The organism is Agarivorans sp. 1_MG-2023 (genome assembly GCF_030548385.1).
Classification (GTDB): Bacteria; Pseudomonadota; Gammaproteobacteria; order Enterobacterales; family Celerinatantimonadaceae; genus Agarivorans.
The window spans coordinates 21,249-33,601 of the sequence record NZ_JAUOSJ010000015.1; the positions used below are offsets into that span (position 1 = coordinate 21,249).

At 44.1% G+C, this 12,353-nt stretch carries 13 protein-coding genes; 9 read left to right on the top strand and 4 right to left on the bottom strand.

Features of this window, described 5'->3' with window-relative positions; translation table 11 throughout:
• Positions 1-52 precede the first annotated feature (52 nt).
• The 8 genes from Q4592_RS18635 (at position 53) to Q4592_RS18670 (ending at position 6,477) form a co-directional block, all read left to right on the top strand.
• Positions 53-1,114, top strand: coding sequence for an AI-2E family transporter (locus Q4592_RS18635; protein ID WP_303516011.1), 1,062 nt, complete (start codon positions 53-55; stop codon positions 1,112-1,114).
• On the top strand, positions 1,104-1,988 hold the full coding sequence (locus Q4592_RS18640; RefSeq protein WP_303516013.1) for a class I SAM-dependent methyltransferase: 885 nt from the start codon (positions 1,104-1,106) through the stop codon (positions 1,986-1,988). Before Q4592_RS18635 ends, Q4592_RS18640 begins: the two co-directional genes overlap by 11 nt.
• A gap of 114 nt (positions 1,989-2,102) precedes the next feature.
• Positions 2,103-2,837, top strand: coding sequence for a DUF1538 domain-containing protein (locus Q4592_RS18645; RefSeq protein ID WP_303516015.1), 735 nt, complete (start codon positions 2,103-2,105; stop codon positions 2,835-2,837).
• The gene (locus tag Q4592_RS18650; protein ID WP_137675002.1) at positions 2,837-3,631 is read left to right on the top strand and encodes a DUF1538 domain-containing protein; all 795 of its coding nucleotides are present in this window, start codon (positions 2,837-2,839) and stop codon (positions 3,629-3,631) included. The genes Q4592_RS18645 and Q4592_RS18650 overlap by 1 nt, the downstream gene beginning before the upstream one ends.
• Positions 3,621-3,974, top strand: coding sequence for a P-II family nitrogen regulator (locus Q4592_RS18655; protein ID WP_137675003.1), 354 nt, complete (start codon positions 3,621-3,623; stop codon positions 3,972-3,974). The genes Q4592_RS18650 and Q4592_RS18655 overlap by 11 nt, the downstream gene beginning before the upstream one ends.
• A 421-nt stretch (positions 3,975-4,395) precedes the next feature.
• The gene (locus tag Q4592_RS18660) at positions 4,396-5,325 is read left to right on the top strand and encodes a DoxX family protein (protein ID WP_303516018.1); all 930 of its coding nucleotides are present in this window, start codon (positions 4,396-4,398) and stop codon (positions 5,323-5,325) included.
• A 75-nt stretch (positions 5,326-5,400) separates the two neighbouring features.
• Positions 5,401-5,916 (top strand): RNA polymerase sigma factor, encoded by a 516-nt coding sequence (locus tag Q4592_RS18665; protein WP_303516192.1) that lies wholly within the window; start codon positions 5,401-5,403, stop codon positions 5,914-5,916.
• Positions 5,917-6,477, top strand: coding sequence for a hypothetical protein (locus Q4592_RS18670; RefSeq protein ID WP_303516020.1), 561 nt, complete (start codon positions 5,917-5,919; stop codon positions 6,475-6,477).
• A gap of 74 nt (positions 6,478-6,551) precedes the next feature.
• Here the strand turns inward: Q4592_RS18670 and pta are convergent, their stop codons facing one another.
• On the bottom strand, positions 6,552-8,690 hold the full coding sequence (pta, locus tag Q4592_RS18675) for a phosphate acetyltransferase (protein ID WP_303516023.1): 2,139 nt from the start codon (positions 8,688-8,690) through the stop codon (positions 6,552-6,554).
• A 68-nt stretch (positions 8,691-8,758) separates the two neighbouring features.
• The gene (locus Q4592_RS18680; RefSeq protein WP_137672626.1) at positions 8,759-9,961 is read right to left on the bottom strand and encodes an acetate kinase; all 1,203 of its coding nucleotides are present in this window, start codon (positions 9,959-9,961) and stop codon (positions 8,759-8,761) included.
• Positions 9,962-10,264: 303 nt separating this feature from the next.
• On the opposite strand from Q4592_RS18680, the gene yfbV reads away from it, so the two are divergent.
• Positions 10,265-10,726, top strand: a complete 462-nt coding sequence (gene yfbV / locus Q4592_RS18685; RefSeq protein WP_137672627.1) for a terminus macrodomain insulation protein YfbV — start codon at positions 10,265-10,267, stop codon at positions 10,724-10,726.
• On the opposite strand, the gene rlmA is transcribed toward yfbV, so the two are convergent.
• Together rlmA and pflA are read right to left on the bottom strand one after the other, a co-directional pair.
• Entirely contained in the window at positions 10,714-11,511 is a 798-nt protein-coding gene (gene rlmA, locus Q4592_RS18690) for a 23S rRNA (guanine(745)-N(1))-methyltransferase (RefSeq protein ID WP_303516029.1), read from the bottom strand. The two genes, yfbV and rlmA, sit on opposite strands and share 13 nt — an antisense overlap.
• A gap of 30 nt (positions 11,512-11,541) precedes the next feature.
• Positions 11,542-12,282 carry a pyruvate formate lyase 1-activating protein gene (gene pflA / locus Q4592_RS18695; protein WP_303516032.1) on the bottom strand — a complete coding sequence of 247 codons (741 nt, stop codon included), beginning with the start codon at positions 12,280-12,282 and terminating at the stop codon, positions 11,542-11,544.
• Positions 12,283-12,353 lie beyond the last annotated feature (71 nt).

Here is a 12,353-nt window from a genome sequence, read left to right on the forward strand (position 1 = left end):
AAGGCATATGCAAGCTAAACTGCTGAGCATAATCAGTTATTTCTAGGAGTGAATGGTGAATCAACCCACCTCGATACGCCATAGCTTGGTCACGGCTGCTGCTTTAGTGGTTTTATTGGCGGGATTAAAAGCCGCCACCCCAGTGCTTATTCCATTTTTGTTGTCGATGTTTATCGCCATTATCGCTAGTCCCATTGTTAGCTTTTTAACCCGCTTGCGTATTCCTCGGGTTTTATCGGTAATGTTAGTTCTGCTATTTATCGTGTGTTTAATTGTATTGTTAGCAGGCGTTGTAGGGAGTTCAGTTAACGATTTTCGGGCTTCAATTCCCATTTATCGTGAACAGTTATTGGTACAGCTCGCTGGGCTAGGGGAGTTTGCTGCCAAGTTCGATATTGATTTGTCGATGAACATTGTCACCGATTACTTCGACCCAGGCATTGTATTGGGGTTGTTTGCTAATACGTTAACCGGCTTAAGTGGTGCCGCAGCCAACATCTTTATTATTTTATTAGTGACTATTTTTATGTTGCTCGAAGCAGACACCATGCCACAGCGCATGCACGACGCCATTCATAATCCCGGCGTACGCATGTCTCAAGTGAATAAGTTTCTAAAATCGGTTAATAGCTATATTGCGGTGAAAACCATGATTAGTTTGCTTACCGCTGTTCCTATCACCATTGTGTTGAGCTTATTGGATTTAGACTATGCCATTTTATGGGGTATTTTAGCGTTTTTGCTTAACTACATACCTAATGTGGGCTCGTTAATTGCGGCGGTTCCACCGGTATTACTGGCCTTGTTACAACTTGGTGCGAGCCAATCACTAGCGGTGGCTGGTTTGTACGTTAGCGTTAATTTGGTGATGGGGAATATTGTAGAACCGCGCATCATGGGCAAAGGTTTAGGTCTGTCGTCGTTAGTGGTGGTGTTATCATTGATTTTTTGGGGTTGGCTATTTGGCAGCGTAGGTATGCTGTTGTCGGTACCTCTTACCATGATCATTAAAATTGGTTTGGAGTCGAGCAATAGCGGCCATTGGTTCTCACGTATTCTTAGCCATCCCGATGACCTAAAACCGAAAGAGAGTGAACAAATAGATGAAGCTTGATCTTCCCCCGCTTGAGCAGCAAGCCCTAAGAGTTATTCATGGGCGCGGGCACTGTATTGAAGGCGCAGAGTCTTTTAACATTGAGTGGTTGCCACCCGTTATGTTGATAGTGGCTTATGCCCCCTTAAGTGCAGATTTAACTCGGCAATTGCTTGAGCAGCTAAAAGCTGAGCCCTTGGTGGAAGGGGTTTTCTTGCAACAGCGAGACCAGCCTATGGCGCCGGTTAAGCATTTGTGGGGCAGTGAACAAACCCCGGCAACGGTTAATGAGCATGGTTTAGCCTATAAAGTTGAAGTTGGTACACATCAAAACTTTGGTTTGTTTCTGGATATGGCTAAAGGGCGTGAGTGGGTAAAGCAGCATAGCGAAGACAAAAATGTGCTTAATCTGTTCTCTTACACTTGCGGTTTTGCGGTTGCTGCTATTGCTGGTGGAGCAAATGCGGTGGTTAATATTGATATGAGCAAAGCCGCGCTAAGCGTGGGGCGGGATAACCTGCGACTTAATCAGCTAGACGATAAGAAAGCCCGTTTTTTTGGCCACGACTTATTTAAGTCTTGGGGAAAACTTCGCAAACATGGGCCTTATGACTTAGTGATTGCCGATCCTCCATCAATGCAAAAAGGCAGCTTTTTAGTGGAGAAAGATTACCCTAGAATTATTCGCCAGCTGCCTAGTTTACTCAGCGAAAATGGTATCGCCATGCTGTGCTTAAATGCACCTTGGTTAAGTTGTCAGTTTTTATTAGATGCGGTTGCTAGTGAAGCGCCACAATTACGTTTAATAGAGACTTTAGACCGCCCGGAAACTGTGTTGGAACAAAGCCCAGACGATGGCTTAAAAGTACTCATTTTTGAGAATAGCCCCGCTTAAACAACTGTAAAGCTCACACTTTTCATTTTCTATCGGCCTTAAACATAAGCCTTAACAAGGCTCTGCTAAGCTTGTATTAACCCTTAAGGTAAAGGGTTAATACAAGGAGCTAGTATGGGCTTTCGTTTCTCTCACCTCTTTTCCTCTCTCATTAAAAGTCTTCGCGATATATCACCGATAGTGGTGGTGATTTTGTTTTTCCAGCTCTTTGTTTTAGATAGCTCACTACCCAATGTATTAGAGATTCTGTCGGGTACTGCGATGGTGGTGCTGGGCTTAAGCTTTTTTGTGATGGGTTTGGAGTTGGGCCTGTTTCCAATAGGTGAAAACTTAGCGCATGCCTTTGCTAACAAAGGCAGCTTAAGCGCGCTGCTGGCGTTTGCATTTTGCTTGGGCTTTGGCACCACGATTGCCGAACCTGCTTTGGTGGCGGTTGCTAAAGAAGCAGCCGACGTCGCAGCGCAGGCTAGGCATATTGAAAACAACGCCGACAGCATGGCGGAATACGCGGCAGGGCTGCGTTTAAGTGTGGCTTTTGCTGTAGGGCTGGCGATTGTGATTGGGGTGATCCGCATTATTAAAGGCTGGCCACTGTACTTAATCATTATTGGCGGCTATGTACTGATTGTTATTCTTACACTGTTTGCGCCGCAAGAAATCATAGGTATAGCCTATGACTCTGGCGGAGTAACTACCTCCACAATCACGGTTCCTCTGGTTACTGCTTTAGGTGTGGGTTTAGCCTCATCAATAAAGGGGCGTAACCCTTTGCTTGATGGCTTTGGCTTAATTGCTTTGGCATCCCTAACCCCTATGATGTTTGTGATGTTATATGGGATTTTCTATTGATGACGAGTTGGTTAGTTTTTTTTGAAACTCTATTTGGCACGCTTGGCGATATCTTTCCCATCGTGGTGACCATTCTAGTGTTTCAATACTTGGTGATTAAGCGCCCCTTACATCAACCCAAGCAGCTGTTGTTGGGAACCGTTTTTGTCATTTTAGGCATGGTGTTGTTTTTGCTGGGCTTGGAGCAAGCGCTGTTTCCATTGGGTGAGTCTATGGCCAAACAACTCACCAGTGCTGAATTTTTGGGTATTGAACAACCAGAAAACTACCAAGTCTCTGAACATTGGATGGCTTATGCTTGGATTTACTTATTTTCGGCGGCCATTGGTTTTAGTACTACTATTGCCGAGCCTTCTTTACTGGCGGTGGCGATTAAGGCCAATGCGGTGTCTGGCGGGGCAGTTTCGGTTGGCGGCTTACGTATCTCGGTAGCGTTTGGGGTGGCCTTTGGTTTGGCTTTAGGCTCTTATCGAATTGTGGTGGGAGATCCACTGCATTACTACATTATTGCCGGCTACGTGCTGGTGGTGATTCAAACACTGTTCTCGCCCAAAGCCATTGTGCCTTTGGCCTACGACAGCGGCGGGGTGACGACCTCCACTGTTACTGTTCCCTTAGTTACAGCATTAGGCTTAGGCTTGGCTGAAGCCGTACCTGGTCGAAGTCCACTGTTAGATGGTTTCGGTTTAATCGCTTTCGCTAGCTTATTTCCAATTATTTCTGTTTTGGCTTATGCCCAAATCACTCACTATTTAGCTCGTTCTACTTTGTCAGGAGATGAAGATGAAATTTAAACTCATTTTGGCCTTTGTTGACGACCAAAAAACAGCCTTGGTATTAGATTCGGCACGTGCGGCCGGTGCTACCGGAGCAACTGTAATAAACAACGCGCGAGGCGAGGGTGTTCATCGTAAAAAAACTTTCTTTGGTTTGAATCTAGAAGCGCAGCGCGATGTATTGTTGTTTGTGGTTGAAAGCCACTTGGCCAAGCCCATTTTGAATACGATCAGTGCTGTGGCTGAGTTTGATCAAGAAGAAGGACAAGGTATCGCTGTTTTGCTTGATGTAGAAGAAGCTGTTGGAGTTGCCCATCAAATACAAGCTTTAACCCACAAAGTCCCTATAGATGAAGAATAAACGACATAAGTGTGAATAAATAACAGCCTATAGTTCATTATTTGTTACCACCTGTGTGTAACTTTGGTCTTTCAACTTTCTTATCCACACATTCTGTGGATTAAAGTGTGCATGAAACGGGTGTTTTTAGCTAAGGTGCTGTTTTAAATAGTATTTTAATACTGTTCAAAAAAGAAGCGCTGCTTTTAAGGGCTTAAAAAACTTGTTGCAATTCAAGTTTTACTTGGCGTTGTTTATGACAAAAGTGGCTCAGCTGGACCACAATATTTTTAACTTACCTTTATTGTTGATCACCTGTAGTTGGCTTTAAAAGGAAATTCGCTGTTTTATCTACGCTTTGATCTGTTAGTTCCTTCTAGTGATAAATCTGAAAATAATTCTTAAGTTATGCAATCAAATGCTCGTTTGGTTCGTTACTGCTATGCAATATCTATTAAATTACGTTAAAAAGGGAATGATGATGGAGCAAAAGCAGTTTGATACAGCGGCACTTTGGTTACGCTTAGGTCTTGGTTTAGTGTTTATAATTGGCGGAACCTCTAAGTTGAGTTTGTTACTCGACCCCACTAGCCAAGCCGCGATGGTAGCCAACTACATGGGGACCACAGGTTACATCAATGAGTTGTTTCAGGATTATTTGTTTTCTGCTGGCTGGTTAACCCCATGGTCTTTCTTAACCGCCTTATCTGCCTTTGAGCTGTTCTCGGGGTTAGCATTGTGCGCCGGATTTTTAGTTCGTCCATTAGCCTTGTTTTATGCTTTCCTGTTGTGGACTTTTGTGGTGTCACTGCCCGTAGACACAGTGCCTGGCGCGTCTGTTGGGGTGAGTACTTATACTTCTCCCGCTATTTTTGTGCAGATTAGGGATATCACCTTATCGGGAATGATGTTTGTATTGTTCAATCTTGGCTCTGGGCTGTATAGCGTAGACAAACGCTTATCAAGCCAAGAGCACCATATAGATTGGCAAACTTTAGGTCTACTGCTTCGTTTTTCTTTAGGAATGACCTTTATTGTGGCAGGCTTTTTTGCTGGTTATGCCAAGATCCCCAGTTTTGCTACTCATCAGGTTATTTTACTTACCTTGGGCTTAGTATTGATTTTCGCTCAAGGAAAAACACTCAAAGTGGGGGCGTTGCTTTGTGCGCTGGTGATGCTGTGGTTTATGTTACAGAAGTTTTCTATAGATAAATCCTTTATTAAAAATCTTAACGGATTTAAGCGCGAGTTTGCTTTGTTAGCCGCTGGCGCGGTAATCGCTCTGTTAGGTGGTGGTGAGCGGTTTAGTTTAGCCGATTTAGCTCAACGAGCTAAAAGCTACTATTTGTTTCGTCGAGCTACGAGTAAGTGAGTGGGTACTCGGCGTTAAAGCGCCGAGTTTGTTTCTGCTACAAAGGAATGTCTGCTTAACAAGCAGCAGGATGTGATGTTTAAAATTTTTAGACGCCCGACAAAACCAGTTTTTTCAGACGAGCTACTTAATCAGCTTTATCGCTATGCCTTGTCGTTATGCAATAACGACCAACAAGCTTATGATTTACTGCAAAGCTGTTGTGAAAAGGTACTGCAGCAGGCTAGGTTACCTGAGCCATTAAAGCCCTATATGATGCGGGTGATTCGCAATCAATTTATCGATCAATATCGCCGGCGAAAGTTAGAACTGGTTGCCGATGAAGCCCTGCAGGCCGAATTAGTTAAGCCTGAAGACCATTGGCAAGATATGGAGTCTTTGGTGATTGACCAACAGCACGTTGCGCTGTTAATACAAAAACTCTCGGCTGACGATGCTGAGTTATTGTACTTATGGGCGGTAGAGGGTTTTAGTATGCAAGAAATCTCAAATGCTAGTGGCATTGCAAGAGGAACGTTGTTATCTCGGGTTTCTCGATTAAAGAAGCGTTTGAGCGATGAGTTTAGCCATTTGGTTGAGGAGGTATCTTAAATGAGTGTGGAACCTAAAACCGGAAACTTTAAAGCTCAAATTAGTGCTTACTTTAAACAGCAAACACTCTCAGCTGCTCAGCTTAAACATCTACAAGCCTTAGAGGGAAAGCCTAAGTCTACAACTTGGTTATTGGCTAGCGCTGCCTCATGCTTATTGGCCGCTTCCGTTTATATATTTATGTTTACTGGAATTAATTACTCGGCCATTTCTAAAGAGATTGCTTATAACCATAACAGCCAAATGCAAATGGAAGTGGTGTCTTCGTCTATCGATGACATTCAGCAGCACCTCAATCGTTTGGATTTCAATTTGATTGATTCCAGCCAGTTGGACCAACAACAATGGGAGTTATTAGGTGGTCGTTATTGCAGTATTGGTGGGCGTATTGCGGCTCAGTTGAAAGTGAGAAACCGCCAAAGCCAACAGGTACATACTTTTTACCAAGCTAAATTACCGGATGAATGGCTAAATATAACTCAGCAAAAAGAGCTCAATGTTGATGGAGTTACGGTAAAGGTGTGGCAGGAAAAAGGCTTGCTAATTGGTTTAGCTAAATAACCCTAAACTTGTTAATTACTGTATCGCAGGTATAAAAAAAGCCGATCTAAGATCGGCTTTTCAGAATGGTGTATTTACACCTTTCTTTGACCTGCTTGAATTGCAGTGAGGGCGATGGTGTAAACAATGTCGTCTACCAAGGCACCACGCGACAAATCGTTCACTGGTTTTGCCATACCTTGCAGCATAGGACCAATACTGATTAAGTCTGCACTACGCTGTACCGCTTTGTAGGTGGTGTTACCGGTGTTTAGATCTGGGAAGATAAACACCGTAGCTTTACCGGCTACAGGGCTGTTTGGCGCTTTACTCTTAGCTACGTTTTCCATGATGGCGGCATCGTATTGCAATGGACCATCAATGATGAGCTCAGGGCGGCGTTCTTTAGCAATCTTGGTAGCTTCGCGTACTTTCTCAACATCTGAACCAGAGCCTGAGCTACCAGTAGAGTAGCTGATCATTGCTACACGTGGCTCAATACCAAAGGCTTCAGCAGACTCTGCAGACTGAATCGCAATATCTGCTAGCTGCTCAGCAGTTGGGTCTGGGTTAATTGCACAATCACCGTAAACCAATACTTGATCAGGCAATAGCATGAAGAAGATTGAGCTTACTAGGTTGTAACCCGGTGCTGTTTTAATTAACTGAAGTGGCGGACGAATGGTATTTGCTGTGGTGTTAACCGCACCAGATACTAGGCCATCAACTTCGTCGTTGGCTAACATCATCGTACCAAGTACAACGTTGTCTTCAAGCTGCTCTTTAGCAACCACTTCGGTTAGGCCCTTGCCTTTACGAAGCTCAACCATTGGTGCAACGTACTTGCCTTGGATTTCTGCTGGGTTGAAAATTTCAACATTCTCACCCAACACCACACCTTGCTGGCTCGCGGTGCGTTGAATGACTTCAGGATTACCTAGCAATACTGGGCGAGCAATACCGCGCTCAGCACAAATAGCTGCAGCAGCAATAGTACGTGGCTCTTCACCTTCTGGTAGAACAATGCGTTTGTTAGCATTGCGCGCCATTTCTGTTAACTGGTAACGGAAAGCCGGCGGTGATAAACGGCGAGCTCGTGCAGAAATAGCCGTGAGTGACTCAATCCAATGCTTGTCGATGTGACCAGCAACGTAATCTTGAACTAGCTCAATACGCTGAGAATCATCTACAGGGATTTCTGCGTTAAAGCTTTGCAGAGCTAGTGATGTTTGCCAAGTGTTTGAGTTAATTAGCATTACTGGTAAGCCAGTAGCAAAGGCACCTTCACACAACTTAAGTACTTGAGGCTCTGGTTGGTACCCGCCAGTTAGCAGTAGTGCACCTACTTTAACGCCATTCATGGCTGCCAAACAGGCAGAAACAATCACGTCTGAACGGTCACCTGATGTGACTAATAAGCTGCCGGCATTAAAGTGCTCAACCATGTTTGGAATACTGCGAGCACAGAATGTTACTCGGCCTAGGCGAGTATCCATGTCACCTTCATTAATGACGGTGGCATTTAAGTGATTAGCTAAATCTCTAGCACGAGGGGCAACCAGCGGGGCGTTCCAAGGAATACACCCTAGAATGCGTAGCGGGCTTTTGCCAAACATTTGCAGAACTTCAAGGTTGGTTGAATGGTCTGATTTGTTATCAAACATTTCAGTAAGATCAGGACGAGTAATTTCGTGCTCGTCGATCGGGGCGCCAACCTTGTTGATGATACAGCCAATGATACGTTTGTTTTTCAAGCCGCCAAAGTTGTTACATGCGATTTCCATGCGTTCTTTAAGCTGCTGAGAGGTATCGCTGCCAGGGTTTGTTACAAACACCATGTCAGCATCGAGCGCTTTAGCAATACCGTAGTTTACGTTAGTAGCGTAAGGAGATTCTGAGGTAGGAACTAAACCTTCTACTACCACTATTTCGGCGTTAGACGTAGCAGAATTGAAGCGTGCAACAATACCTTCTAGCAAGTCGTCGATTTGATTGGCACTAATTAGGTTTTCAGCATAAGCCTGAGTGAAGGGCTCTGGAGGAATAATGTTTGACGCTTGACGAATAATTGCGGTAGAACGTTCAGCACCTTTTTCGCGGCTTTTTGGCTGCGCAATGGGCTTAAAGAAATTAACGTTTACACCATTGCGCTCCATGGCGCGAACCATACCAAGACTGACTGATGTAACACCAACACCTACGCCAACTGGGATTAACATAATTGTACGAGCCACGGCTGTACCTCTTAAGTTAAGTAATAGAACAAGGCTAAGCGACACTTAGCCTTGATAATGAATGTGTATTAAGCCTGGGTTAATGCAACAGCATCTTGCGCAATAACCATTTCTTCATTGGTTGGAATAACCAAGATTGGTCGGCTTGAACTCGTACCAATATTACCTGAATTACCAAAACGTGCATCTAAGTTGCCTTGCTCGTCTAGAGTAAAGCCTAAAAGGCCGAGTTTTTCGATGGTGAGTTTACGTACTAAAGCCGAGTTTTCACCAATACCACCGGTAAAGACAAGTGCGTCTAACTTACCATCCATCGCTGCCGCGTAAGACATAATGCTTTTTGCTAAGCGGTAGGTAAATACGTTCATTGCACGTATTGCTGGCTCTTTGCCTTCGCCATAACCTTCTTCAGCAAAACGACAGTCGCTGCTTGCTTCAGTAAGACCCATAAGGCCAGACTGTTTATGCAGCATGTTGTTTACTTCTTTTAAAGTGTAACCTTCGCGGTCTACTAGGTGGAAGATAATCGCCGGGTCGATGTCGCCACTACGCGTACCCATCACCAAACCTTCTAATGGTGTTAAGCCCATGCTGGTATCAAAGCTAAGACCATTTTTAACTGCACAAATTGATGCGCCATTACCTAGGTGAGCGGTAATAACGTTGGTTTGTTCGATAGGCTGATCTAACATTGCAGCGGCTTCACGCGATACAAACAAGTGGCTGGTACCGTGCATGCCGTAACGACGGATGCCTTTTTCGCGGTATAGCTTGTAAGGCAGTGCGTACAAGTATGAGCTTTCAGGCATGGTTTGGTGGAAGGCGGTGTCAAATACAGCAACGTGAGGCTGTTGTGGGAAACAAGCTTGAGCTGCTCGAATACCAATAAGTGCTGCAGGGTTATGTAAAGGCGCTAGACCTGAACACGCTTCGATACCTTCAACCACTGCTTCATCGATAATAGCTGACTTAGTGAATTTTTCGCCGCCGTGTACAACTCGGTGACCAACAGCAACAATATCGTTTAAGATTTCTGGGCTTGTTTCTAGAATATTTTTTACAATATATTCGATCGCTTCGCGGTGAGCTGAATAAGCACCAAGGCTTGCTTCGTTTTTCTCACCTAGCGCTTTCCATTTAAGGCGCGCATCTTCCAGATTAAAACATTCTGCTAAACCAGAAATAATCTCTTCGCCACTTACTGCGTTAAGCACAGCAAATTTTAGAGAAGAACTACCACAGTTAAGAACGAGTACCAGCTTGTTGCTCATTTATAGACACCTGTTGTTGAATTTGTTCAATTATAGACAGTGGAAGAAAAAACGTTGGGCATAGCGAGACACGTTCCTTCTTCAAAAATTCTACCTCTCACCAAGCCAAATTAGATTTGACCTAGTGCCATGGTCTCAATCAAGCTACACTTAACAAATAAGCTGATCTATATGAAACCGTTTGCCAAGGTTATGATAACCGAAAGCATGTTTTAATCATATATGTCATACTAATAACTAGACGAAAATGTAAAAAAATTACTAGTTTATTGGTTTAAGTCAATTTTAGGTCGCGAGGTGCCCATGGGCAAATTCTCTGAAATGTTAAATGATGGGCGCGAGTACATGAAACGCTGGCCTAACCAGCGAGTACTGGCTCCGATATTTCCCGAGAATAGAGTTATATTTGCTACTTCTTTAGCAATGAAAACCATGCCAGCGATTGCAGTGGTGACTGTAATGATGCCATATATGGCTAATTTGACTGAAATATTACCACAATCTGTGTTGATGGCGACGGTGATCTTTTTGATGCCTTTGCATGGTTTATATTGGTTGGGGCGTAGAGCTAATTCTCATTTACCCCCTAGCTTAGCTAACTGGTATCGTGACTTGCATCACAAGTTAGCTGAGGCTGGTGAGAGTATTACCCCGGCGGTTACTCAGCCCCGTTATGCTGAATTAGCTGATTTATTAAGAAAAGCGTTTAAGCGTTTTGATAAGAGTTTTGTATTAGCCGATGAGCTAGATAATCAGTCACGCTGATATATTTGTAATACAAATTCAAAGTTCATTTCAAACTCACTTTGTGCAGCTAACTGCTGCTCAAGTTGCTGATTCTTCTTCCAAGCGAAGGGGGTCATCATGCACAAAGCCTCCATATCTTGGCGATTTAACACTGCCTCTTCAGCTATTTTTTTCTGTTCGACCAAACGCCAACCTTGCATGGTTTCTGCCTGCTCTGAATGGGCTTGTAGCTCTTTGTATAATAGCTGGCGTAGTTTCGATAAATGCTGAGCCCCAGGCACAACTTTAAGTAAGTAAGCTCCGGGCTTGCTTACTCGTAATAGCTCTTGTTCGTCGCTAGGTGCAAATACCCGCATAACACAATCAACAATATTATCTGCAATAGGAAGGCGATGATTACTGGCGACAAAAAACTGTGCCTGTTGGCAGCGTTTGGCCGCCATTCTTATGCCATCTTTGGCAATGTCTATGCCCGTGACAGATTCCGCTTGTTCTTGCTCTTTGCAAAGAGCGTCGGTGTAATAACCTTCGCCGCAACCAATATCCAAGATACGTTGTACTGAGAGTGGTGTAAGCGCTTGGTTAATGGCCTTAGCCAAAAATGCAAAATGCCCTTGGTTAAGAAAATGCTGACGTGCCTGCAGCATTGCTTTGCTATCACCAGGCTGCTTTGAGTGTTTGTGCTGTACCGCCAATAGGTTGGTATAACCTTCTTTGGCTTGATCAAAACAATGGCCATTTTCACAGGACCATTGTTTGTGTTGTTTGCTCAAATTGGCTTGGCAAATCGGGCAGATTATCATTTACGCAGTAACCCTTGTGTCGAGAAAGTGCTAGTAGATCACTTTTGAGTGGTACTGCAATAAAATGTCTTTGATGGTTTCCATGGTTTCTTTACTCGGCGGTTTAACACCTGCAAGTGGGTAGTCTTCGCCCATGGCGGTCCATTTATGCTTTCCTAGCTCGTGGTAGGGCAGCAATTCAATTTTTTCTACGTTATCGAAAGGTGCTAAAAATTCGCCGAGATCATGGGCCGATTGCTCATCATCGGTAAAGCCGGGCACAACCACATAACGTAGCCACGTTGTCTGGCCAATTTTGTGTAGGTAGCGAGCAAAGTCTAAAGTACGTTTGTTGCTTACACCAACGAGATCTTGGTGAACATCATCGTGGATCTGTTTAATGTCTAGCATGACTAAATCAGAGACTTCCAGCAGCTCATCAATAACTTCGGTATGCTTGCGCACATAACCGTTGGTATCTAAACAGGTATGAATACCTTGTTCTTTACACGCTCGGAATAAATCACGCACAAACTCAGCTTGTAAAATGGCTTCGCCACCACTGGCGGTTACACCACCACCACTGGCGTTCATAAAACGTCGATAAGGGGTAAGGTCACTCATTAAGTCACTTACGCTTACTTCTTTACCGTCGTGTAAGTCCCAAGTGTCTCGGTTATGACAATACTGGCAGCGCATTAAGCAACCCTGCATAAATACAATAAACCGGATCCCTGGTCCATCAACGGTTCCGCAAGACTCAGTAGAATGAATTCGCCCAATCTTTGACATTTGTTTCTCCAAAAAAAAACCTTGCCCAAAAACTTGGGCAAGGTTAATTATAACCGTAGTCTCTGCTAAGC

What these genes read in the sequence shown, in the direction of transcription:
- Q4592_RS18635 (WP_303516011.1), top strand. Translation starts at nt 53, where the DNA reads ATGGTGAATCAACCCACCTCGATACGCCATAGCTTGGTCACGGCTGCT.
- Q4592_RS18640 (WP_303516013.1), top strand. Translation starts at nt 1,104, where the DNA reads ATGAAGCTTGATCTTCCCCCGCTTGAGCAGCAAGCCCTAAGAGTTATT.
- Q4592_RS18645 (WP_303516015.1), top strand. Translation starts at nt 2,103, where the DNA reads ATGGGCTTTCGTTTCTCTCACCTCTTTTCCTCTCTCATTAAAAGTCTT.
- Q4592_RS18650 (WP_137675002.1), top strand. Translation starts at nt 2,837, where the DNA reads ATGACGAGTTGGTTAGTTTTTTTTGAAACTCTATTTGGCACGCTTGGC.
- Q4592_RS18655 (WP_137675003.1), top strand. Translation starts at nt 3,621, where the DNA reads ATGAAATTTAAACTCATTTTGGCCTTTGTTGACGACCAAAAAACAGCC.
- Q4592_RS18660 (WP_303516018.1), top strand. Translation starts at nt 4,396, where the DNA reads ATGCAATATCTATTAAATTACGTTAAAAAGGGAATGATGATGGAGCAA.
- Q4592_RS18665 (WP_303516192.1), top strand. Translation starts at nt 5,401, where the DNA reads ATGTTTAAAATTTTTAGACGCCCGACAAAACCAGTTTTTTCAGACGAG.
- Q4592_RS18670 (WP_303516020.1), top strand. Translation starts at nt 5,917, where the DNA reads ATGAGTGTGGAACCTAAAACCGGAAACTTTAAAGCTCAAATTAGTGCT.
- Q4592_RS18680 (WP_137672626.1), bottom strand. Translation starts at nt 9,961, where the DNA reads ATGAGCAACAAGCTGGTACTCGTTCTTAACTGTGGTAGTTCTTCTCTA.
- yfbV (WP_137672627.1), top strand. Translation starts at nt 10,265, where the DNA reads ATGGGCAAATTCTCTGAAATGTTAAATGATGGGCGCGAGTACATGAAA.
- rlmA (WP_303516029.1), bottom strand. Translation starts at nt 11,511, where the DNA reads ATGATAATCTGCCCGATTTGCCAAGCCAATTTGAGCAAACAACACAAA.
- pflA (WP_303516032.1), bottom strand. Translation starts at nt 12,282, where the DNA reads ATGTCAAAGATTGGGCGAATTCATTCTACTGAGTCTTGCGGAACCGTT.